Origin of the sequence: Alcanivorax profundi (assembly GCF_003597125.1) — a bacterium.
Lineage (GTDB): Bacteria > Pseudomonadota > Gammaproteobacteria > Pseudomonadales > Alcanivoracaceae > Alcanivorax > Alcanivorax profundi.
Window position 1 is genome coordinate 190,926 of sequence record NZ_QYYA01000004.1, and the last position, 21,801, is coordinate 212,726.

Genomic DNA, 21,801 nt, shown 5'->3' on the forward strand with positions numbered 1-21,801 from the left:
AACGGATTGCGGGCAACCCTGCTTTGGGGCCGGCAATCCGCGCCAACCTACGGAAGAAATGTCTCCGGCACCCGCATCGGCACAGGCGCGTCATCGACAACAATCTCGGCGGGAAGATGCCCCGCGGGATCCCCATCCGCCTGCACCGGCTCTGCAGCCTGCTCACACTGGATATGGACTTTTTCTGCCCGTAGCGAGGCGACCCCGTCCACCCGCTCCATTCGGCCCAGTAACAGGGCGCTCAGGCAACGCAGCAAGAACCGTACTCCCGGTTTCTGGAACAGCAGCACCTGTACCTGTGGACGCAGAATGTTCGCTTCCCGACTGAGCACAAAGCTGCCGCCATAATGGCGACCATTGGTCACGATCGCCGAGAAACAATCCAGCGGACGACCGTCCACAGTGACCCGGTATTGCCGTTCACCATAACGACGAATCTGTCCAAGCATGGCCAACACATATGCCAGCTTGCCAAAACGCTCCTTGATACCGAGATTGACCCCGTCTACTACCCAGGCGTCATAACCAATGCCACACATCATGATAAAACGGCGGCCATTCAGACGAGCCGGTGTCACTGACACACTTTTTCCACAGACCACCACCCGCGCTGCGGCTTCCGGCTTTTTCGGCAGGCCAAGCTCCCTGGCCAGCACGTTGGCGGTCCCGGTGGCGAACACGCCGAGCGCAACCCCGGGCGCCAGGCCATTGAGCACTTCATTGGTGGTGCCGTCACCGCCCACTGCCACGACACAATCGCCCTGATCCTCGAGCTCATTCAGGTAGCGCGTCGCGTCATTGGGCCCGGTGGTGTGATACAAGCGCACCCTTGCTCCCAGTTGCTCCAGCTCGGCCACAAAACGGCAAAGCAGTGCCTCCCGGCCACCCCCGGCCGCCGGGTTGTAGATAACGGTGATCTTCATGTTGGAAAGGAAACCCTCGTACTGCTCCCGGTTCAGGCCGGGTTATCGATGTCGATAAAGGTGTGCTCAATGCCGTAATTGTCGCTGAGCCATTGCCCCAGCGCCATGACCCCATAACGCTCTGTGGCATGATGACCACAGGCAAAATAGTGAATGCCGGTCTCGCGGGCGAAATGGGTGGTAGGCTCGGAAATCTCGCCACTCAGGTAGGCATCCACGCCCTTGAGTTGCGCCTTTTCAATAAATCCCTGGGCACCGCCCGTGCACCAGCCAATGGTCTCAATCTCGTCGCCGGGATCCCCCACATGCAGAGGGGTACGCCCCAACACCGCTTCGGCATGGGCACTGAACTCTTCGGCAGACATGGGGCTATCCAGGCGACCGATGTTACCGACCGGAAGCGGCGAATCGTCCAGTCCGCCCTCGGTGATCAGCCCCAACCGGCGGGCCAGTTGCGCATTGTTGCCAAGGGTGGGATGGGCATCCAGCGGCAAGTGATAGGCAAACAGGTTGATATCGTGGCGCAGCAAGGTCTGCAAGCGCTGTTTTTTCATGCCGCGGACTCGCTGATCTTCCCCTTTCCAGAAATAGCCATGATGGACCAGGATCGCATCCGCATCCTCGACAATAGCGGCATCAATCAGGGCCTGGCAGGCCGTCACGCCACTGACCACTCGCCGTATCTGCTCGCGTCCTTCCACCTGAAGCCCGTTGGGGCAGTAATCCTGAAAGCGGTCCGCGGCCAGTTCCTGGTCGAGCATGGACAACATGTAATCGCGCTTGAGCATGACACCTACCGGAAAAGATCAACATTCCTGACCCTGGAGCCCCCTCTATCCCCCGAACGGCGGTAGAATTTCCACTCCACAGGCCCTACTATGCGCGCAGTTTACCTATCCGGGCCTGCACTTGTCTTGTCACCCGCCAAACGGGGCCGCAGCCAAGCCGAATCGCGCCGGAATACGCACACCATGGGGGCACTGTCGGTGGTCAGAGTCTTTCGCTTTTTTGCCGGACCTATCTTTGCCGGGCTTGCCGTCGGTCTGGCTGTGCTGTGGTGGTATGAATGGGGTCCGAGCGCCCAGCCCGCACGCCACGACACCGGTGTTGCCAGCTATGCCGGCGCCGTCACCCATGCCGCTCCCGCGGTGGTTAACATCTTCACCAGTCAGGTCGTGACCAGCGACGACGATGCCGAATCACCTCTCTTCAATCGGTTCATGGAGCAACCCCGCCGGGAACGCGCGCTGAGCAGCCTGGGTTCCGGGGTCATTGTGGACGATGCCGGCTATGTTCTCACCAGCCATCACGTGATCCGCGATGCGGACGAAATCCTGGTAGCACTGCGCGATGGTCGTGACGCACCGGCACGAGTCGTCGGGGCGGACCCGGAAACTGACCTAGCACTCTTGCACATCGCCCTGGAAAACCTGCCAGAGGTGGAGCTCAACGGTAACGGCCCGGTTCAGGTAGGCGACGTGGTACTCGCCATCGGCAACCCGCTGGGTGTCGGACAGACGGTGTCCATGGGTATTGTCAGTGCCACCGGTCGCAGCCATCTGGGCATTGCGACCTTCGAGAATTTTATCCAGACCGATGCAGCCATTAACCGGGGGAATTCCGGGGGCGCGCTGATTGATACCAACGGCCATCTGATTGGCATCAACACCGCCATCCTCTCCGCTGACGGCTCCTGGCAGGGGATTGGCTTTGCCACTCCCGCCTCAATCGCCAAGGAAGTGATGAGCGACCTGATCGAACACGGCCGGGTTATTCGCGGCTATCTGGGCGTCACGGTACAGGACATCACCCCCTCGCTGGCCGACACCTTTGGTCTGGAGGAAGTGCGCGGAGGGCTGATTGCAGAGGTCGTCGTGGACAGCCCCGCCCACAAAGGGGGACTGCAGCCCGGGGACGTCCTGGTTGGCATCAACGACCAGCCCATGAAGGATGGCTATGAGGCCATGAATCGCATCGCCGGGATGAAGCCCAATGCCGAGGTCACGTTGAATGTGGTCCGCAATCGCCAGCCCCTGGCTGTCGAGGTGGTGATCGGAACACGCCCCCCTGCCGAGACCGAATAACCTCTGGATTACGCCTTGCGGAGCAAGGCGTGACCTGATGCGTCTCTTTGCCCGCAAGCGCGCCCTCAGGCCTTCAGGCTTACCGTCCTACAGCAGCGTATCCAGCGCTTCAATCAAGGCCTGATTTTGCTCCGGCGTGCCGACGGTAATGCGCAGATAGTCGGCGATGCGTTCGGGCTTGCCGAAATGGCGCACGATTACGCCAAGCTCCCGCAGCCCGCTGGCCAGGCTTTCGCCACTGTGTTTCGGGTGACGGGTGAACAGGAAATTGGCCGCAGAGGGCAGTCCTTCAAAACCGCGCTGGCTCAACGCCTCATCCAGCCACTCCCGTTGCTGGATCACCAGATCGCAGCCTTTTTCGAACCACTCCCGGTCGTCAAATGCCGCCTTGCCAGCGGCAATGGCCAGCCGGTCCATGGGGTAGGAATTGAAACTGTCCTTGATCCGGTTCAGCCCGTCGATCAGGGCCGCATCGCCCACCGCCAGACCGATACGCAGACCGGCCAGAGAACGGGATTTGGACAACGTCTGGGTCACCAGCAAATTCGGGTAGCGGTTGACCAGCGCAATGGCCGTGTCACCCCCGAAATCGATGTAGGCTTCGTCCACCACCACCAGTGATTCCGTATTGGCTTGCAACAGGCGTTCAATATCGCGCAGAGGCAACAACTGTCCGGTCGGCGCATTGGGATTCGGGAAGATAATCCCGCCATTGGGCTTGAGATAGTCGTCCACCGAAATGGCCAGCGCCTCGTTCAAGGGCACCGCGTCATACTCGATCTGGTATAACCCGCAATACACCTTGTAGAAGCTGTAGGTGATGTCCGGGAACAGCAGCGGCTTGTCCTGCTTGAAGAACCCCAGAAACAGGTGCGCCAATACCTCATCGGAACCATTGCCGACAAAAACCTGATCACGGGTAATGCCGTAACCCTTATCCGCGTAGTACCCGGCGATGGCTTCCTTCAGCTGCCCGCTATCCGGATCCGGATACAACCGCAGACGCGCATCCGCCTGCTCCCGAATGGCCTCGATCACCCGGGGTGACGGGCCCAGCGGGTGCTCATTGGTATTCAGTTTGACCAGCTTGCTCATCGTCGGCTGCTCACCCGGCACGTAGGGCTCCAGCTGATGAACAAAGTCACTCCAGTATTTGCTCATAGTTTTTCCGTCCGACGTTGGACGTCAGACGTCTGACGCCTTGTTGATTCTGAATTCTGCGCTGCGGGCATGGGCAGTGAGGCTTTCGCCGCGCGCCAGGGGCGAGGCGATGCCGGCCAGGGCGCTGGCCCCCTCCGGGGAGCAGCCGATCAGGGAGCTGCGCTTCTGGAAATCGTACACCCCCAGCGGTGAAGAAAAGCGTGCCGTCGCACTGGTCGGCAACACGTGATTGGGCCCGGCGCAGTAGTCACCCAGGGCCTCAGGGGTATGACGCCCCAGGAAAATGGCTCCCGCGTGGCGGATTTTTTTCGCCCACGCTTCCGCGTCATCGATGGATAGCTCCAGGTGTTCGGAGGCAATCACATTGGCAATGTCGATGGCCTCATCCAGATCTTTCACCTGAATCAGCGCCCCCCGGTTTTTCATGGAGGTCCGGATGATGGCCTCACGCTCCAGCGTCTGGGCCAGTGTTTCCATAGCGTCAGCGACCTGCTTGAGGTAATCCGCGTCCGGGCACAAAAGGATCGCCTGAGCCTCCTCATCGTGTTCCGCCTGGGAAAACAGGTCCATGGCAATCCAGTCCGGATCGGTTTTGCCGTCACACACCACCAGAATTTCCGACGGGCCGGCGATCATGTCGATGCCTACCTTGCCGAACACCTGGCGCTTGGCTTCCGCCACGTAGATATTGCCGGGGCCGACAATCTTGTCCACCGCCGGCACGGTGTCCGTGCCGTAGGCCAGTGCCGCCACCGCCTGGGCGCCCCCCACCGAAATAAACCGGTCTACCCCGGCGATGGCCGCCGCCGCCAGCACCATATCGTTGAGCTCGCCCCCCGGTGCCGGAGATACCATGATAATCTCATTCACGCCCGCCACCTTGGCGGGCAAGGCGTTCATCAACACCGAGCTGGGATAGGCCGCCTTGCCACCGGGCACATAGATCCCTGCACGGTCCAGCGGCGTCACCTGCTGGCCAAGCAAGGTGCCATCGGCCTCACGGTAAGACCAGGAATCCTGTTTCTGCTTTTCGTGATAGCTGCGCACCCGTGCCGCTGCCGCTTCCAGCGCCTCACGCTGTTCTGTCGGAATCCGCGCCAGGGCGGCCTGCAGCTGGTCCTCACCCACCACCAGATCTGCGGCGGCACTGACCTCGCGACGATCAAACCGGGCGGTGTACTCCACCAACGCAGCATCACCGCGTTTGGCCACATCCCGCAGGATGCCCTGAACCCGCTCGGCCACTTCCGCATCGCGCTCCTCGGACCAGGCGGTCAGGGCCGCCAGCTGGGCATCGAAGTCAGCGTCTTGAGTGTTGAGCCAGGTGGTTTCCATGTTTGGGTACCGTAAGAGTCAAAATCAAAGTCCAGTTTTACCACAGAGGACACAGAATTCACTGAGGGAAAAACCGGGAATTTTCTATCAGCAGGATCAGCAGAACCTTTCGCCCACTCGATGCAAAAAGGGTTTTGCCCTGTGGCCTCTGCGGTAATAAACGCTTTTCGTCTTTGCGCGACTACTCTTTGCGCGAGGCGACTGCCGCTTCCAGCTTGTCCAGGATCGCCTGGATATCCGCATGCCGGGTCTTCATGCTGGCGCGGTTGACGATCACCCGGGTAGAGATATGCGCAATCAGCTCGGTAGGTTCCAGACCGTTGGCTCGCAGGGTATTCCCCGTATCAACGATATCCACGATACGGTCCGCCAGCCCCACCAATGGCGCCAGTTCCATGGCGCCGTACAGTTTGATCACTTCGGCCTGCTTGCCCTGCTCGGCAAAATACGCCTTGGCCACATTGACGAACTTGGTGGCGACACGCAGGCGGCTCCCCACTTCCGGGGCATCGTTGAGGGCGGCGACCATCAACTTGCAACGCGCGATATTCAGATCCAGCGGCTCGAACACACCGTCCGCGCCATGCTCCATCAGGACATCTTTACCAGCCACACCGATATCGGCGGCACCGTGCTGCACATAGGGCGGTACGTCGGTGGCGCGGATAATGATGATCTTCACGTCATCACGGGTGGTGTCGAAGATCAGTTTGCGTGACGCAGAGGGATCTTCCAGCAGCTCAATACCTGCCGCCTTCAACAGCGGCAGGGTTTCCTTGAGAATGCGGCCCTTGGAAAGGGCAATGGTCAACGGTTTGGTCATGAGGCTTCCGTTATCGGGGCACACGGCGAATCACCGCGCCCAGCGATTGCAGTTTCTCTTCAATACACTCGTAGCCACGATCAATGTGGTAGATGCGATCTACGATGGTTTCCCCTTCTGCCGCCAGCGCCGCAATCACCAGCGATGCCGATGCTCGCAGGTCAGTGGCCATCACCGGTGCGCCCGTGAGCTGCTCGACACCCCGGCAGATGGCGGTGTTGCCTTGTACTTCGATGTCGGCGCCCATGCGGTTCATTTCCTGCACGTGCATGAAGCGGTTTTCAAACACCGTCTCGACAATGGTACCGGTTCCCTCGGCAATCAGGTTCAGGGCCATGAACTGGGCCTGCATGTCAGTGGGCATCGCCGGGTACGGTGCGGTGCGCAGGGACACCGCCTTGGGGCGGCGCCCTTCCATATCCAGCTCGATCCAGTCGTCACCAGTGGTAATGGTGGCGCCCGCCTCTTTCAGCTTTTGTAGCACCGCGTCCAGAATCCCGGGCACCGTATCCTTGGTCTTGATACGTCCGCCCGTGATGGCCGCTGCAATCAGGTAGGTCCCGGTTTCGATTCGGTCCGCCACCACCTGGTGGTGGCAACCGCCGAGGCGCTCGACCCCTTCAATGGTGATGGTATCGGTTCCGGCACCGGAGATTTTGCCACCCATGGCGTTGATGAAATTGGCCAGATCCACCACCTCCGGTTCGCGAGCCGCGTTTTCCAGATAGGTGGTGCCTTCCGCCAGCGCGGCGGCCATCATCAGGTTTTCGGTGCCCGTCACTGTCACGGTATCCATGACAATTCTCGCACCCTGCAGGCGACCGTCCACGCTGGCGTGAACATAGCCATTGGTCACCTCGATCTCGGCCCCCATGGCCTCCAGACCGCTGAGGTGAATATCCACCGGACGGGAGCCAATGGCACAGCCCCCGGGCAGGGACACCGTGGCCTTGCCGAAATGCGCCACCATCGGCCCCAGCACCAGAATCGAGGCCCGCATGGTTTTCACCAGCTCATAGGGTGCCACCAGTTCCTTGATGGTGCTGGCATTCACCTCCACGTGCATGCGGTCATCGATCACCACTTCGACCCCCATACGACCGAGCAACTCGATCAGGGTGGTGACATCCTGCAAGTGAGGCAGGTTGCCCACGGTGACCGGCTCATCGGCCAGCAGGGTGGCAGCCAGAATCGGCAGGGCGGCATTCTTGGCGCCGGAAATCCGGATCTCGCCGTCAAGGCGGCGGCCGCCAGTGATGATCAATTTATCCATGAACGGTCTCTAGACGTGTCTTGAAGGGCCCATGGGCTGACTCAGGCCAGCCCCATCTTCTGGGCTTTTTCCCACTCGGCAGGGGTAAAGGTGATGATCTGCACCGCGTGGATGGTATTACTCTGGATTTGCGCATTAATGGTGGCGTACACCAGCTGCTGCTTCTTCACCGGCATCAGACCCTCGAAGGCATCGGACACCACGCGAATCTGGAAACGGTCACCGCCACCTTCCACGGCCACATCGGCACCGTCGAAACCGGCTTCCACCAGCGCTTTTACCTCTTCCGGATTCATGATTGCTCCTTTTCCCGGGCGCAATGGCCCCAAACGGCACAGGAGCGGGATGAAACCCGCTCCTGTCAAAGGCGCAATAATACGCGAGCCGCGGCGAGCTTGCCACGGCACGGCCGGAGTCAGCTCTTGGGCTTGTCTTTCAGGCCGGTGTCGATATTGGCATCCGCCGACCAGTTATCGATCACCTTGTCGATATCATTGTACTGCTGCATGCCCTGGGTGAACTGGCTCTTGAAGGTATCCGCCAAATCCAGGCCATTCACGTACACATTGATCACCCTCCATTGGCCATCGCGCAGAAACAAAGTGTAGTAGATCGGTACGGTCTTGCCCGAGTTGGTCCGGATTTCCATACGTACCCTTGCGTAATCGCCACGACGATCACCCTCTTCCATGGGCAGGGTTGTAATCTGCTGGCCGTCATACAACGTAATGCCTGAGGCATAGGTATTGATCAGGCTGTTCTTGAACACGTCCAGGAACCGGTATTTCTGCTCCTTGGAGGAAGGCCCAAAGTAATCCCCCATCACCATCCGGGTGATACGCTTGAAATCCACCAGATCCGCCAGCTCTTCGCGAACCAGCTGCCGAGCCTTGTCCGGATTGGCCTCCAGCTGGGCACGCTCAGCGTCAATGCGGGACGTCATGCGCTCGACAGCCTCCTCTACTACTTGGCGAGGATCCGCTTCGGCACGCCCCAGCACCGCCAACATCATCAAGACCAGTGCCAAACCTGTTCGGTAATAGTGACGCAATTGCATAGTAAACTCCCTGTGACAGTCGGGCGGTTTTACGGTGTTCCGGCCGCGCTGTCCAGAACCCTCCATGCTTGTTTGGAGTCGAAACTCACCCAGCAGTTCCAAAAGAAACAGATTTCCGATCAACTCGTTGCAGCATGTATAATCGCCGCAACCAAGGAGATTGCATGAGCCACGACCACATTGCTGTCGGCCAGCGGGTACTGAATATCGAAGCCCGCGCCGTCGATGCCCTGAGGGACAGCCTCGACAACAACTTTGTTCGCGCCTGCGACCTGATGCTTGAAGCCCGCGGCAGGGTCATCGTGACGGGCATGGGGAAAAGTGGCCACGTGGGCAGCAAACTGGCGGCCACCCTGGCCAGCACTGGCACCCCGGCTTTCTTTGTTCACCCCGGTGAAGCCTCCCACGGCGATCTGGGCATGATCACCCAGGACGATGTGGTTCTGGCCTTGTCCAATTCTGGCGAAACTGCCGAGGTTCTGGCCATCCTGCCTGTCATCAAACGCAAGGGCACACAATTGATTGGCATGACGGGCAGACCCCAGTCGGCTCTGGCGCAACTGTCTGATGTACATCTTACTGTCGCAGTAGCCGAAGAGGCCTGCCCGCATAATCTGGCGCCCACCTCCTCGACTACCGCCGCACTGGCCATGGGAGATGCCCTGGCCATTGCCTTGCTTGAGGCGCGCGGCTTCACCGCAGAGGATTTTGCACTCAGTCATCCCGGTGGGAGCCTGGGCCGCAGACTATTACTCAAAGTGGACGACATCATGCATTCCGGTGAAGACCTCCCTGAAGTTGACTCCACTACCGCACTGACTGAAGCCTTGCTGGAAATGACTCGCAAGGGGCTTGGCATGACGGCCATCACTGATCCGGACGGGCGCCTCGCCGGCATTTTTACCGACGGCGACCTGCGCCGCATGCTGGACAGGGACATCGACATTCGTAGCGCCACGATTGCCGAGGTGATGATTACCGACCCGATCACAATTGAACCCGGCCATCTCGCCGCTGAAGCACTGCAGATCATGGAAAGCCGCAAGATCAACGGCCTGGTTGTCTGCGATGATCAGCGCAGACCCCTGGGGGCCTTTAACATGCAGGATCTGCTTCGAGCAGGGGTGGTGTAATGCAGATTTCTTCCATTGACGCACAAAACCTGCGTCTTATGGCCTTTGACGTCGATGGCGTCATGACCGACGGCCGGATCTATTTCACGCCAGAAGGTGAAGCACTGAAAGTCTTCAATACGCTGGATGGACATGGCCTCAAGAAACTGGCCGCCAGCGGCGTCACCCTGGCCATCATCACCGGCCGCAACAGCCCAATGGTAGCAAAACGGGCCGCCGACCTGGGTATTGAGCATGTTATCCAGGGAAGGGAAGACAAGGGCGTTGCGCTGCAAGCCCTGGCAAAAGAGCTGGGCATTGACTCCTCTGAAACCGGTTACGCCGGAGACGACGAACCGGATGTCAGCGCTCTGGAATGGGCCCGACTCGGTTTTGCCCCTGCCAACGCCCACCCTTGCGCGCTTCAGGCCGCACAACATCACACCCAGCGCCGCGGCGGCGAAGGCGCTGTACGCGAAATCTGTGATGCCATCCTGCAGCAGCGAGATAGCCAATGAAACGTCAGGGGCTACTTAGCGCCACCGGCATCCTTCTGCTTGGACTGGTGATGCTGATGACGCTGCATGAATGGGACGACTCGCTTCCCGGGCAAGACCTGGCTGTGGAGACTGCGCCAGCCATTCTGGCCACAGGCGTAACCGCCAGGGCTTTTAGCGAAAAGGATGGCACGCTGCAGTATCACCTGACAGCTGACGATCTGGTGCAGTACGATCACAACCCGCTTACCGAGATGAACAGCCCGGCACTGAAAATGAGCAACGAGAAAGGCAGCTGGACGATCACCAGCGCCAGCGGCACAGTGCAAAATAATGGCAACCTCATCATTTTTGATGGCGATGTACAGGCTCGCAATCCGCAGCAGAAGATCGAACTGGACACACAGCAACTCCGCTTCAACAGCGAACAGAATATAGCCACCTCGCCAGGCGATGTGGACCTGCGCTTCGAGAACGGCCAGACCCGGGCCGGAGCCCTGGAAGCGGACCTGGACAAGGGCATCCTGTCCCTTGAGCAAGGAGTAAAGAGTGAATTCGATGCCCCGGCTTCGTAGCCTGGTTATGGGCAGCCTGTTTTTACACGCTGCCTCACTGGTTCTGGCAGCTCCGGCAGAAGAGCCCATTTCTGTCACCGCCGATAGCGGGCGCTTTGAACAGGACGCCGGCACAGGACTGTACCGCGGCGACGTAGAACTATTGCAAGGACAACGCAAGATGCTGGCAGAAGAGATGCGCCTGTTTACACGCAATGGTGAGCTGGTGCGGGTCGAGGCCAGCGGTAACCCTGTGCGTCTCTCAGAAGGCAAAACCCTGTCCGCCCATGCCAACAATCTGGTCTACGACATAAAGGGTCGCCGCCTGGTGTTGACTGGCAACGCCTTTATTGAACACCAGGGCAACACCTTCGAAGGCGCCAAGGTCGAATACAGCCTTGATTCAAAACGTGTGGATGCCAGCAGTAAAGGCGACCAGCGCGTACGACTGGTGATACCCGCAGAAAACCAAGTACCGGGAAACCAGCCGGACCAGAATGACGAGGCCGATGCCCCCGCAACGGAGACTGAATCTCAATGACACATTTGCGCGCTCATCACCTGGCCAAAAGCTACAAGGGCCGCCGGGTCATCGAGGACGTATCCCTGGACGTGGAAGCCGGACAGATCGTTGGTTTGCTGGGCCCCAACGGAGCAGGCAAGACCACCTGCTTTTACATGATTGTCGGCCTCGTAGAAGCCGACGCAGGGCGCATCGAGATCAATGACGGAGACATCACCCACCTCCCCATGCACGGCCGCGCCAAACGCGGTATCGGCTACCTGCCCCAGGAAGCGAGCATCTTCCGTCGCTTGACGGTCGCGGAAAACATCATGGCCATTCTTGAAACCCGCAAAGAGCTAAGCAAACAGGAGCGCCACGAACGGATGGAAAACCTGCTCAAGGAATTCCACATTACGCATATTCGCGATTCGCTGGGCATGAGCCTGTCAGGCGGTGAACGTCGCCGTGCCGAAATCGCCCGCGGTCTGGCCACCGACCCGGACTTCATCCTCCTGGACGAACCCTTCGCCGGCGTCGACCCAATCTCCGTGAACGACATCAAGGGCATCATCCGGCACCTGAAAGAACGTGGTATTGGCGTACTCATCACCGACCACAACGTGCGTGAGACCCTCGACATTTGCGACACCGCCTACATTGTCAGCGCTGGCCACATCATCGCATCCGGTGACGCCGACACCATCCTCTCGAACCAGCAGGTGCGGGATGTGTATCTGGGGGCAGACTTTAGGCTGTAAGAGCCAGGGCGAGTGAGCAGTTAACAGTGAACAACGGCGCGGAATAGTCCCGGGGTTTCCGAACGCCAGAAGCCGAACCAGGACCCCGGCCGCGGCCATCAAAGCCCGAAAAAATCAGCAAACCCGCCCGCGCAACATCAACGGTTCACCGTTCACTGTTAACGCTTCAGACTCCTACCACACAAGAACCACTGGCACAATTATTGCTAGAACAAGTTTGAAGCTGTTATTCTCGGGTTTTTGGGGATCACACCAATCCGAGCAGTATGAAGCCCACACTACAACTACAAATCGGCCAACAGCTGACCATGACACCTCAGTTGCAGCAGGCGATTCGCCTGCTGCAGCTGTCCACGCTGGATCTCCGGCAGGAGATCCAGCAAGCGGTTGAAAGCAACCCGCTGCTGGAACTGGCCGACGACTTTGGCGACGACGCCCTGCCTGAGCATGACGAAGATCGTCAGGAGATGGACGCAGAGCGTGATGACGCCCTGGAAGAATTTGTCGACGGCGAACCCGGTGTCGACACTGAGTGGGATGACGTCTACTCCGGCCAGAGCAGTGCCACCGCGTCAATCCCTGATGACGCCGATGACTGGCAGCAACGGCACACCGTGTCCGGCAATCTGCATGACCACCTGCACTGGCAGCTCAACCTGACCCCCATGAGCGATGTGGACCGACTCATCGCCATCACCATCATTGAATCTCTGGACGATCGCGGCTACATGACCGTGAGCATCGACGACATCGTCACCATGATGAATGTCCAGGAAGGGCTGCCAGAGGATGCCCACATCGAAGCCGACGAGGTACTGGCCGTTCAGCATCGCCTGCAGCAATTCGATCCGGTCGGCGTCGCCAGCATTAACCTGGCAGACTGCCTCGGTGTACAACTGCGCCAGCTGGAATCCGACACGCCTTTCCTGCCTTTTGCGCTGGCGCTTCTGGACCACCTTGAACTATTGGAAAAGCACGACTATGCCGCGCTTCGCAAGGTTCTACAGCTCTCCGAACAGGAACTGCTTGATGCCCTCTCGCTGATCCGCACCCTTGACCCGGCGCCAGGCGAGCAAATTGGAGAGAGCCAAGTCGATTATGCGGTGCCGGATGTCATCGTCCGCCAGCACCACGGGCGCTGGCAGGTCAGCCTGAATGACGACATCCTGCCCAAGGTCAATCTACAGCAGCAATATGCCGCCATTGCCCGTAAAACCAGCGGTGAAGATGGCCAATACCTGAAAAACTGCGTTCAGGAAGCCAAATGGTTCATCAAGAGCCTGCAAAGCCGCCATGACACCCTGTTGAAAGTCGCCACGCGGATTGTCGAGGTCCAGCAGGATTTCTTCGATTATGGTGAAGAGGCCATGAAGCCACTGGTACTGGCCGATATCGCCGATGCCGTCGAGATGCATGAATCAACCATCAGTCGGGTCACCAATCAGAAATACATGACCACACCCCGCGGCGTCTTTGAGCTGAAATATTTCTTTTCGAGTCACGTGGGAACAGATGGTGGTGGTGAGTGTTCCTCCACCGCTATTCGTGCCATTATTAAGAAGCTGGTCGCCGCAGAGAACCCTCGCAAGCCACTCAGCGACAACAAGCTAGCCAGCTTGCTGAACGAGCAGGGAATCAACGTGGCGCGCCGGACCGTCGCCAAGTATCGTGAGGCGATGAGAATACCGTCTTCCAGCGCCCGCAAGCGTTTGGTGTAGGTGCCTGGGACGGCCCACAAGCAGGTAAAGGAGCCAGCCATGCAAATAAATATCAGCGGTCATCACCTGGAAGTTACCGATGCTTTGCGCACCTACGTAGGCGACAAGTTCTCCCGCCTGGAGCGCCATTTCGACCAGATCACCAGTGTTCAGGTGATTCTTTCCCCGGAGCCCAAGACCCACAAGGCAGAATCTACTATCCACATCTCCGGGGCAGATCTGTTCGCCACCGCTGAAGCCGATGATATGTATGCGGCCATCGACAAGTTGACCGACAAGCTCGATCGCCAGATTCTCAAACACAAGGAAAAGGCCGTTAATCACAAACACGGCCACTAACCCGAAACGACCATTATGCGAGTTCGCGAACTTCTAACCGAAGCACGCACCCACAACGGGGTGCAGGCCAGCAGCAAGAAACAGCTGCTGGATCAGGTGGCACAGCTGGCTGCGGCCGGCTGTGACGGCCTCAAGGAGCAGGAGGTCTTCGATGCGCTGGTAGCCCGGGAAAAGCTGGGCTCCACCGGCATCGGGGAAGGCATCGCCATCCCCCACTGCCGGCTTGGCAATTGCGAACAAGCCATCGGACTATTACTGAAGCTGGACACCCCCATCGATTTTGATGCCGTTGACGGACGCCCCGTTGACTTGGTGTTTGTGTTGCTCGTTCCCCAGGAAAACCCTGAGCAACACCTGAAAACGCTGAGCCACCTTGCCAGCCTTTTCAATGACGACAGCTACCGGAACGAATTGCGGGTCAGTTCAGACGATCACAAGCTGTTCCTGACTGCCGTGGAATCCGAAGCTGAATTGCGGTTGGCTTCGTAACGAGTGAACTCTCGAAAACCAGGCCATAATACAAATTCTCTGCGTGCATCCCGATCATGAAACTGACCATCATTAGCGGACGATCCGGGTCTGGCAAATCCACAGCCATCCAGGCGCTGGAGGATCAGGGTTATTACTGTGTCGACAATCTTCCTGTCGGCATGCTACCGACCCTGGCCCAACAACTTAGCGAGGGCGAAACTGCCATCGGTCATGTCGCTGTTGGCATAGACGCACGCAACCTTCCAGGCCAATTGCTGGCCTTCGACAACATTCTTGACGCGCTGAAACAGCAACAAATCACCAGCGAAATCATCTACCTTGATGCTGATGACAACACCCTGCTGAAGCGATTCAGTGCCACCCGGCGGCGCCATCCTCTGGCGACTGACCAACGCTCACTGGAAGATGCCATCGCTCACGAGAAAGACCTTCTGGCCAATATTCGCCAACGGGCTGATCTGGTTATCGACAGCAGTAATCACGAAGTGCACAGCCTCAGGAACCTGATCCGTGAACGTGTCGCTCAGCGGCGCAACGCCCTCTCGCTGCAAATCGAATCCTTCGGTTTCAAGAATGGTCTTCCCACAGATGCTGATTTTGTCTTCGACGTGCGCATTCTTCCCAATCCACATTGGCATCCGGATCTGCGCCCTCTTACCGGACGCGACCAGGGGGTAATCGATTTTTTGCAAAAGCACGATATCAGCCACGACCTGCTGGATGACATCGCCACTTTTGTACAGAGATGGCTGACCGCCTTTGCCCACAGCGATCGGAGTTACGTCACAGTCGCGATCGGTTGTACAGGTGGCCAGCACCGTTCCGTCTACATAACCGAGCAGCTGGCTGCTCGTCTACGCGAGCAAGGTATCACCTTGCAGGTCCGGCACCGCGAACTGGGATCCAGCTGAATGATCGAACAGTCCCTGGATGTGATCAACAAACTTGGCCTGCACGCCCGCGCTGCTGCCAAGGTGGTCAGCGTGGCCTCACGCTATGACAGTGCTATCCACGTGCTTCACAAGGGCAACCGCATTGATGCAAAAAGCATTATGGGGCTTCTTATGCTCGGCGCCGCCAAAGGCAGCCAGGTCACCTTCCAAGTCGAAGGCGATGACGAAGACGCAGCCATGGCAGAACTGGAAGACCTGTTTGCAAGGATGTTCGACGAAGGAGAGTGAAAAACAGTTAACCGTGAATAGTGAACAGTTGAAAAATCAAGTACCACAGACTCTGAAGGACTGTTACTGTGTGGTCATCCCAGCCAAGCAGCAGCACGCTTTGTTTTCGCTGTTAACTCTTCACTGTTAACTGTTAACTGATTTCCATGCCCGCCGACAGCAGCCGCAGCCAGCAACATCTCAAAGCCATCAACCGCGCACTGGCCAGCGGGACCTATACGCAGGTCCGGCAGCTGATCAACAACCTGCCCGGCGCTGAAGCCGCCCACTTGATTGAGTCTTCCCCTCCACGAGAGCGGGAAATTCTCTGGCAGCTGCTCAGCAAGGAACAGGAAACCGAAGTCCTGCAGTATCTGGGCGAAGAGGTCCGGGTTGAGCTATTGCGCAACCTCAGCACCGATGAGCTGGTGTCGCTGGTTGAAGAACTGGATACCGACGACCTCGCTGATTTACTGCAAGAACTACCTGATCATGTCACCAGTCAGGTGATGGCCAGCCTCGACGAACAAAACCGCGAGCGGCTGGAGCACGTGATGAGCTACCCGGTGGATACCGCCGGGGGCCTGATGAACACCGATGTGATCACCGTGAGACCGGAGATCACTTTTGAAGTGGTTCAGCGCTATCTACGTTTGCGAGGCGATATCCCTCGCACCACTGATAACCTGGCCGTAGTCAACCGGAAAAACCAGTTCATTGGGCTGTTGCCTCTCACCAAGGTGCTGATCAGCGATCCGGGCACTACTGTGCGCGAAGCCATGATCACCGATATTCAGTCGATCCCGGCCACCCTGCCTGCCCATGACGTCGCCAAGATCTTTGAGCGCCACGACTTGGTGACAGCCCCTGTCATCGACGACGAAGGCATGCTGGTAGGCCGTATCACCATTGATGACGTAGTAGACGTAATCATGGAAGAAGCCGACCACTCCTTAATGAGTATGGCGGGTCTGGACGATGACGAGGATACGTTCGGCTCGGTTTGGCAAACCGCCCGCCGCAGAGCGCTGTGGCTGGGTATCAACCTGCTGACCGCGTTGGCTGCCTCTGCCGTGATCGGCCTGTTCGAGGCGACGCTGGAAAAGGTGGTGGCCCTCGCTATCCTGATGCCGATCGTCGCCAGTATGGGCGGCATCGCCGGCAGCCAGACGCTGACGCTGGTGATTCGCGCCATGGCACTGGGACAGATTCAGTCCAACAACACCCGCTATCTGCTATTCAAGGAGCTATCTGTTGGCGCCATCAATGGGTTGTTGTGGGCTACCGTGATTGGCATTACCGCCGGGTTGTGGTTCAGTGACGTAAGCATCGGCATCGTGATCAGCGTGGCCATGGTGATCAACCTGATCATGGCCGCCTGTGCCGGTGCACTGCTGCCCATGATCATGAAAAAAATGGGTATCGACCCGGCCCTGGCCGGATCTGTAGTCCTCACCACTATCACCGATATTGTTGGCTTCATGGCCTTCTTGGGCCTGGCTACCGTGCTGTATGCCAATTTGTTGGTGTGAACGGAGCCTCCCGAGTCTTTCATCCACTCTGGAAGGCGTTTCCGTTCTTCTAAATCACGAGAACTATTTTAGGTATTGCCTTCCTGTCAAGCGCAGCTAGCCGCTCAAACACAAAAGCCGAAAGGGGCTCCTTTCGGCTTTTGTGTTGGCGTGGCACGAATTATTCCGTAAATACCTGTTTGAATGATGCGTAATACGCACCCGCCAACAACGGGCCAGCAAGCAGCAACCCAAGAAAAAGCGGAATCGTTGCCACCATCACCAACACCGTCGCCACAATGCCATAGAGAATCAGCGGGAGCAGATTCGTCAGGCAGGCTTTAAAACTAAGCCCCAGCGCTTCACCCGGGCCCATATTGCCAAGGAAGACCAGCGGGATACTGAAGTAGAAAAGACAGCCAGCCGCCATCAGAAACAAGAACATGATCAGACCTGCCAATGCGATGGCGCCCCCGCCAATACCCACATCCGGTACTCTTCCCGCCTCCATGGCATTAAGCATGCTCACATCAAAACCGATGCTCAAAAACAGCAGCACCATCGCTACGATGAAAATGCCCACGTAGACCGCCAACTGCAACAACGCCAGGATCACCAATGGACCGGTTTTTTCTGAGAATCCGGCAAAAAGGTCAGCAAACTCCACACTGCCTTCGTTATCCAGCCGGTAGAACATTTTAACCAGCCCGGCATACAGCAGCGTCATCAAAAACATGGCCGCCAACCCACCGATAAAGGGGACGAACTGCACAGCCACATTCAGCAGCATGAGCACCACCAATGCGCCAATCATTACCCCCCAGTTGCCCGCCAGCATCGCCTTACCCTGGCCAAACCAGCTCATGGCATCGCCCATAGACACTTTTTGGGCCGTACCGATAACCAGCTCTGCAGCCTGTGGCGGTACCGCCACATCGCTGGTCGGTTGTTGATAAGGATTCATTTCTGACATGCTTTTTCCCTCCAATGGAAAGTTATTATCGTCCTGCAATTTTCATGGGCGACAGCAGCAGAGAACCACAGGCGATGTTGCCGCGATAATCCACATCGGTGCCGCTACCCTGGATGCCACGTAGCATCTCCGCCAGATGACCGGCAATGGTGAATTCCTGTACCGGTGAAGTAATCCGCCCATTCTCGAACAGGAAGCCACTGGCACCGCGAGAGTAATCCCCCGTCACCATATTCACCCCTTGCCCCATGACCTCGGTGATCAAGATCCCTTTGGGCACTCGGGCCATCAACGCTTCCAGAGACTCTCCAGTATCGGTGACGCGCAAGTTGCGAACACCACCGCCATTGCCGGTCGGAGACATGCCAAGACGTCGACTGGCATACAGACTCAAGGCAAAGGAGGTCAGGATGCCGTCTTCCACAAAGGCCTGCTCGCCGGTAGGCAAACCGTCACCATCGAAGGGCGACGACGCATTGCCTGCAGGCAGGTGCGGGTGTTCACTGAGGGTAAAGCCCGCAGGCAGCACCGCCTTGCCAAGGCTGTCTTGCAAAAAAGAGCTGCGACGATAAATGGCGCCACCACTGATTCCGGACACCAGATGGCCAAGCAAGCCCGATGCCACTTCCGGGGCAAAAATGACAGGCAATTCACCGGTTTCCGGAATCACCGCCCCCAGGCGTGACAGTGCCCGCTCCCGGGACATCTGTCCTACGGTTTCAGCATCCGCCAGCTTCTCGCCAATACGCCCACCGTCGTACCAGTAATCCCGTTGCATTCCGTCATCGTCTTCCGCGACCACGCTGCATACGCGGCTGTGGTGGGTGCCGCGATAGCCGTGCAGGAAACCTTCCGAGGTTGCGAACACGCGCAGGCTGGCACCGCTGTTAATGGAGGCACCTTCCGAATTGACGATACGGCTATCGTCACGGGCCACCTTTTCGCACGCCATGGCTTCGTCGATCGCTCTGCCAGTGTCCATCTCCCATGGGTGATACAGGTCCAGTTCAGGAATATCACGGGCCAGTTGGTCCGCCGGCGCCAGCCCCGCATGCTTGTCAGCTTCGGTGTAGCGCGCAATGGCAGAGGCCGCTTTCAGGGTGTCACGCAGGCTGTCGCGATTGTCGTCCGAGCTGCTCGCATGTCCCTTGCACAACCCCTGGAACACGGTGACAGAAACGCCTCTGTCGCGGTGAAACTCGACCGTTTCCACCTCGCCCTGCCGCACGTTGACCGAAAAGCCCTGACTGAGGCTGACATTCACCTCAACCCCGTCCAGCCCCAGCCGTTTTCCCTCTTCCAGCACCCAGGCAGCGGTATCCTGCGCCTGCTGAAGTTGTGCCATGTCGAGTGCCGCTGTCGTTGCGGAGGAATCAGACATAAAATAGCGCTTCCCTTACCCATTAATTCAAGTGAAGTCAGATGACCGAGTATAACGACGACCCGTACACCAGCAAATCCGAGCAGAAACGGGATGACCTGGCCCTGCAGGAGCTCGGGCAGTCGCTGATGGCGCTCAAGCAGACCGAACTGGATCGCCTGCCCCTGAGCGACGGCCTCAAAAAAGGTCTTGAAGAAGCCCGCCGCATCACCAGCAACGAAGCCCGCCGCCGACATTCGCTGTACATCGGTCGTCTGGTCCGGGAATCCAACAGCGAACAGATTGTACAAGCACTGGAGGCGCTTCAGGATCCGTTCCGCCAGCAACGGCTCACCAATTGGGTAGAGCAGATCGTTGGCTGCGAACAACCCCGTGAAGCAGATGCCACCGTGCAGCAAATTCTGGACTTCTTTCCCCATGGGGATCGCCAGCAAATGCGCAACCTGACCCGCAATGCGCTCAAGGCTCGCCTCGCCGACCCGGCCAATGCCAGCCCGGGAGAAAAAGAGAAGTTCAAACGCGAACGCCGCAAGCTGATGAATTACCTGAATCAGCTGGACAAAACCGTGCCCCTGTTTTGAACCGAGCCCTACAGCCGCCCGTGCAGAAGTGCCCTCCAGCACCTGCCGGGCGCACCGTCAGGGCTTGTGCAATGCTGGCGTTTCGAGACTTTGCCACCAGCCCAGGAAGCTGTGACCAACCGCCTTCTGGGGTAATGAGCGCTCATGCTCGTCAAACCCCTGCTCTTCTTCCATCCGCGATACTTTCGCCTGCGCCGCCGAGAACCAGGCATCCGGATCATTCACGCCGGCACTCATTCCCTCTCCATACAGCGCCTTGCTAAACCAGGTGCGCTCAGAATCATCACCGCACCCAAAAGACGTACGGTCTGTTGCTGCAGACGAGAACACGACTCTCTCAGGCGCCGCCAACGCGTCCACCCAGTGCCCGGAATAACAGGCTGAAACAACCACCCACTGGTGTTTAACCGCCAAACTGTTCAACCAGTTCTTTGCGTCATCGACTGCCAGGTTGTTAAGCCGAAGGTTATGGGTATCAAGAACCAGATCACCATTTACGGCCCCGTGACTGACAAAATGGATTAACAGCAAGTCTTCCGCTGGATCCATCAACGCATCCAGGGCGTTAAGACTTTCCCGCACACTGGTCCGTGTCGCCAAAGGCAATTCATCGCTGCCTCCATTTACCAGCAGAATCTGCCGGCGCTTCAGGTCGAGCACAGAACTGAGCCGGGAAGAGACCCAACCGACTTCTCGCTGGAAGACTCCTTCCGTACCGTCCCCCCCCACCGCCAGGAAGTAAACATCCCGGACACCGGGACGCTGTGGCGCCAATGAAGACAAGGCTGACTGCAAGCGACTGGATTCGGTATACAGACGAGCCTCCATACCTGCTGCCTGTTGCTGCCGGCGTTGCCGATATGCCTTCTCACTAAGGTAATATTTGCCCCGCACGAAGTACCCATTCTCCAGCGTCGGCTGGGCACCAGCCTCACCCGGAATCACCCTGACACCCGGACCTTCGGCTTGTCCGTACTCAAACCCGGCACGAATGATGACGCCATCCGGGCGGGTCAACTCACCTTGCCCGTGAAAATCAAAGTCAAGAAATGGGCCGCTATACTGATAACCTTCCTCGTTACGATAGGTACCCTCGGTAATCTCACCCTCAGAGTAGCGCCCCTCGTATTGCTCCCCTTCCTCAGTTACCCACAGCCCGTCACCATGGGGCAGGAAGTCCTGAAACTCGCCCTGATAGGAATCCTCTTCCCCAAAGGTCATCACCCCGGCAACAAGCTCGCCTTCCCGGAAGGTGCCCTGAAAATGCTCATCACCGCAAATCAGGCTTCCCTCACCATGCAGCACCCCTTCGACAAAAGCGCCCTCCATGACACAACCATCCTGTAACTCAAGTCGACCTTGACCGGTCATCAAGCCAGCGCGGAACTCCCCCTCGTAACGGCGGCCATCAGGCCAGCGCAGTTCGCCGTATCCGTGGAAAAGATTATCTTGAATTTCACCGTCATAGACCGCCCCATCGGGCAGCTTCACATCGGCAGGCATAGGCCCGGGGTCGCAAGCCGCCAGCCCCAGGGCCAGTACGACTACGCCAAGGTTTCGCATA

At 58.2% G+C, this 21,801-nt stretch carries 24 protein-coding genes; 13 read left to right on the forward strand and 11 right to left on the reverse strand.

The genetic code is table 11. The features are described 5' to 3' along the window. Positions 1-47: 47 nt before the first annotated feature. Together D4A39_RS13540 and D4A39_RS13545 are read right to left on the reverse strand one after the other, a co-directional pair. A complete protein-coding gene (locus D4A39_RS13540) occupies positions 48-923 on the reverse strand; it encodes a diacylglycerol/lipid kinase family protein (RefSeq protein WP_022984955.1) in 876 nt (291 codons plus the stop codon). 32 nt (positions 924-955) lie between these two features. Next, positions 956-1,711 (reverse strand): Nif3-like dinuclear metal center hexameric protein, encoded by a 756-nt coding sequence (locus tag D4A39_RS13545; RefSeq protein ID WP_022984954.1) that lies wholly within the window; start codon positions 1,709-1,711, stop codon positions 956-958. A 183-nt stretch (positions 1,712-1,894) separates the two neighbouring features. Between D4A39_RS13545 and D4A39_RS13550 the strand changes: the two genes are divergently transcribed. Then, a complete protein-coding gene (locus D4A39_RS13550) occupies positions 1,895-3,007 on the forward strand; it encodes a trypsin-like peptidase domain-containing protein (protein WP_199699468.1) in 1,113 nt (370 codons plus the stop codon). 87 nt (positions 3,008-3,094) lie between these two features. Here the strand turns inward: D4A39_RS13550 and hisC are convergent, their stop codons facing one another. The 6 genes from hisC to D4A39_RS13580 form a co-directional block, all read right to left on the reverse strand. Continuing rightward, on the reverse strand, positions 3,095-4,168 hold the full coding sequence (gene hisC / locus D4A39_RS13555; protein ID WP_119918375.1) for a histidinol-phosphate transaminase: 1,074 nt from the start codon (positions 4,166-4,168) through the stop codon (positions 3,095-3,097). A gap of 24 nt (positions 4,169-4,192) precedes the next feature. Beyond that, positions 4,193-5,503, reverse strand: coding sequence for a histidinol dehydrogenase (gene hisD / locus D4A39_RS13560; protein ID WP_119918377.1), 1,311 nt, complete (start codon positions 5,501-5,503; stop codon positions 4,193-4,195). Between the two features lie 181 nt (positions 5,504-5,684). Continuing rightward, positions 5,685-6,326, reverse strand: coding sequence for an ATP phosphoribosyltransferase (hisG, locus tag D4A39_RS13565; protein WP_022984950.1), 642 nt, complete (start codon positions 6,324-6,326; stop codon positions 5,685-5,687). Between the two features lie 10 nt (positions 6,327-6,336). After that, the gene (gene murA, locus D4A39_RS13570; protein ID WP_022984949.1) at positions 6,337-7,599 is read right to left on the reverse strand and encodes a UDP-N-acetylglucosamine 1-carboxyvinyltransferase; all 1,263 of its coding nucleotides are present in this window, start codon (positions 7,597-7,599) and stop codon (positions 6,337-6,339) included. Between the two features lie 41 nt (positions 7,600-7,640). Continuing rightward, positions 7,641-7,895 carry a BolA family protein gene (locus D4A39_RS13575; RefSeq protein WP_022984948.1) on the reverse strand — a complete coding sequence of 85 codons (255 nt, stop codon included), beginning with the start codon at positions 7,893-7,895 and terminating at the stop codon, positions 7,641-7,643. A gap of 119 nt (positions 7,896-8,014) precedes the next feature. Then, positions 8,015-8,656, reverse strand: a complete 642-nt coding sequence (locus tag D4A39_RS13580) for an MlaC/ttg2D family ABC transporter substrate-binding protein (RefSeq protein ID WP_119918380.1) — start codon at positions 8,654-8,656, stop codon at positions 8,015-8,017. Between the two features lie 164 nt (positions 8,657-8,820). Here D4A39_RS13580 and D4A39_RS13585 point away from each other — a divergent pair, with 164 nt between their 5' ends. The 11 genes from D4A39_RS13585 to mgtE all read left to right on the forward strand — a co-directional run bounded on the left by D4A39_RS13585 (position 8,821) and on the right by mgtE (position 17,323). Continuing rightward, a complete protein-coding gene (locus D4A39_RS13585) occupies positions 8,821-9,789 on the forward strand; it encodes a KpsF/GutQ family sugar-phosphate isomerase (protein WP_022984946.1) in 969 nt (322 codons plus the stop codon). Then, entirely contained in the window at positions 9,789-10,286 is a 498-nt protein-coding gene (locus D4A39_RS13590) for a KdsC family phosphatase (RefSeq protein ID WP_022984945.1), read from the forward strand. The genes D4A39_RS13585 and D4A39_RS13590 overlap by 1 nt, the downstream gene beginning before the upstream one ends. Further along, complete coding sequence (lptC, locus tag D4A39_RS13595; protein WP_022984944.1) at positions 10,283-10,840, forward strand: LPS export ABC transporter periplasmic protein LptC; 558 nt, start codon at positions 10,283-10,285, stop codon at positions 10,838-10,840. Before D4A39_RS13590 ends, lptC begins: the two co-directional genes overlap by 4 nt. Further along, positions 10,824-11,360: a lipopolysaccharide transport periplasmic protein LptA gene (gene lptA, locus D4A39_RS13600; RefSeq protein ID WP_022984943.1), complete on the forward strand. Its 537-nt coding sequence runs from the start codon at positions 10,824-10,826 to the stop codon at positions 11,358-11,360. The genes lptC and lptA overlap by 17 nt, the downstream gene beginning before the upstream one ends. Next, on the forward strand, positions 11,357-12,082 hold the full coding sequence (gene lptB / locus D4A39_RS13605; protein WP_022984942.1) for an LPS export ABC transporter ATP-binding protein: 726 nt from the start codon (positions 11,357-11,359) through the stop codon (positions 12,080-12,082). Before lptA ends, lptB begins: the two co-directional genes overlap by 4 nt. Before the next feature lie 266 nt (positions 12,083-12,348). Further along, a complete protein-coding gene (locus D4A39_RS13610; RefSeq protein WP_022984941.1) occupies positions 12,349-13,800 on the forward strand; it encodes an RNA polymerase factor sigma-54 in 1,452 nt (483 codons plus the stop codon). A 39-nt stretch (positions 13,801-13,839) separates the two neighbouring features. Next, positions 13,840-14,139 carry a ribosome hibernation-promoting factor, HPF/YfiA family gene (hpf, locus tag D4A39_RS13615; RefSeq protein ID WP_022984940.1) on the forward strand — a complete coding sequence of 100 codons (300 nt, stop codon included), beginning with the start codon at positions 13,840-13,842 and terminating at the stop codon, positions 14,137-14,139. 15 nt (positions 14,140-14,154) lie between these two features. Then, entirely contained in the window at positions 14,155-14,628 is a 474-nt protein-coding gene (gene ptsN, locus D4A39_RS13620) for a PTS IIA-like nitrogen regulatory protein PtsN (protein ID WP_022984939.1), read from the forward strand. A gap of 56 nt (positions 14,629-14,684) precedes the next feature. Continuing rightward, entirely contained in the window at positions 14,685-15,542 is an 858-nt protein-coding gene (gene rapZ / locus D4A39_RS13625) for an RNase adapter RapZ (RefSeq protein WP_022984938.1), read from the forward strand. Next, positions 15,543-15,812 carry an HPr family phosphocarrier protein gene (locus tag D4A39_RS13630; protein WP_022984937.1) on the forward strand — a complete coding sequence of 90 codons (270 nt, stop codon included), beginning with the start codon at positions 15,543-15,545 and terminating at the stop codon, positions 15,810-15,812. A 146-nt stretch (positions 15,813-15,958) separates the two neighbouring features. Further along, the gene (mgtE, locus tag D4A39_RS13635) at positions 15,959-17,323 is read left to right on the forward strand and encodes a magnesium transporter (RefSeq protein ID WP_022984936.1); all 1,365 of its coding nucleotides are present in this window, start codon (positions 15,959-15,961) and stop codon (positions 17,321-17,323) included. 160 nt (positions 17,324-17,483) lie between these two features. Here mgtE and D4A39_RS13640 read toward each other — a convergent pair whose 3' ends face one another. Then, positions 17,484-18,275, reverse strand: coding sequence for a BPSS1780 family membrane protein (locus tag D4A39_RS13640; RefSeq protein WP_119918382.1), 792 nt, complete (start codon positions 18,273-18,275; stop codon positions 17,484-17,486). Positions 18,276-18,300: 25 nt separating this feature from the next. Continuing rightward, complete coding sequence (pmbA, locus tag D4A39_RS13645) at positions 18,301-19,656, reverse strand: metalloprotease PmbA (RefSeq protein WP_031226247.1); 1,356 nt, start codon at positions 19,654-19,656, stop codon at positions 18,301-18,303. A 41-nt stretch (positions 19,657-19,697) separates the two neighbouring features. Between pmbA and yjgA the strand changes: the two genes are divergently transcribed. Then, positions 19,698-20,237, forward strand: coding sequence for a ribosome biogenesis factor YjgA (gene yjgA / locus D4A39_RS13650; RefSeq protein WP_022984933.1), 540 nt, complete (start codon positions 19,698-19,700; stop codon positions 20,235-20,237). A gap of 57 nt (positions 20,238-20,294) precedes the next feature. On the opposite strand, the gene D4A39_RS13655 is transcribed toward yjgA, so the two are convergent. After that, the gene (locus D4A39_RS13655; RefSeq protein ID WP_119918384.1) at positions 20,295-21,800 is read right to left on the reverse strand and encodes a C13 family peptidase; all 1,506 of its coding nucleotides are present in this window, start codon (positions 21,798-21,800) and stop codon (positions 20,295-20,297) included. Between the last annotated feature and the right edge of the window lies 1 nt (position 21,801).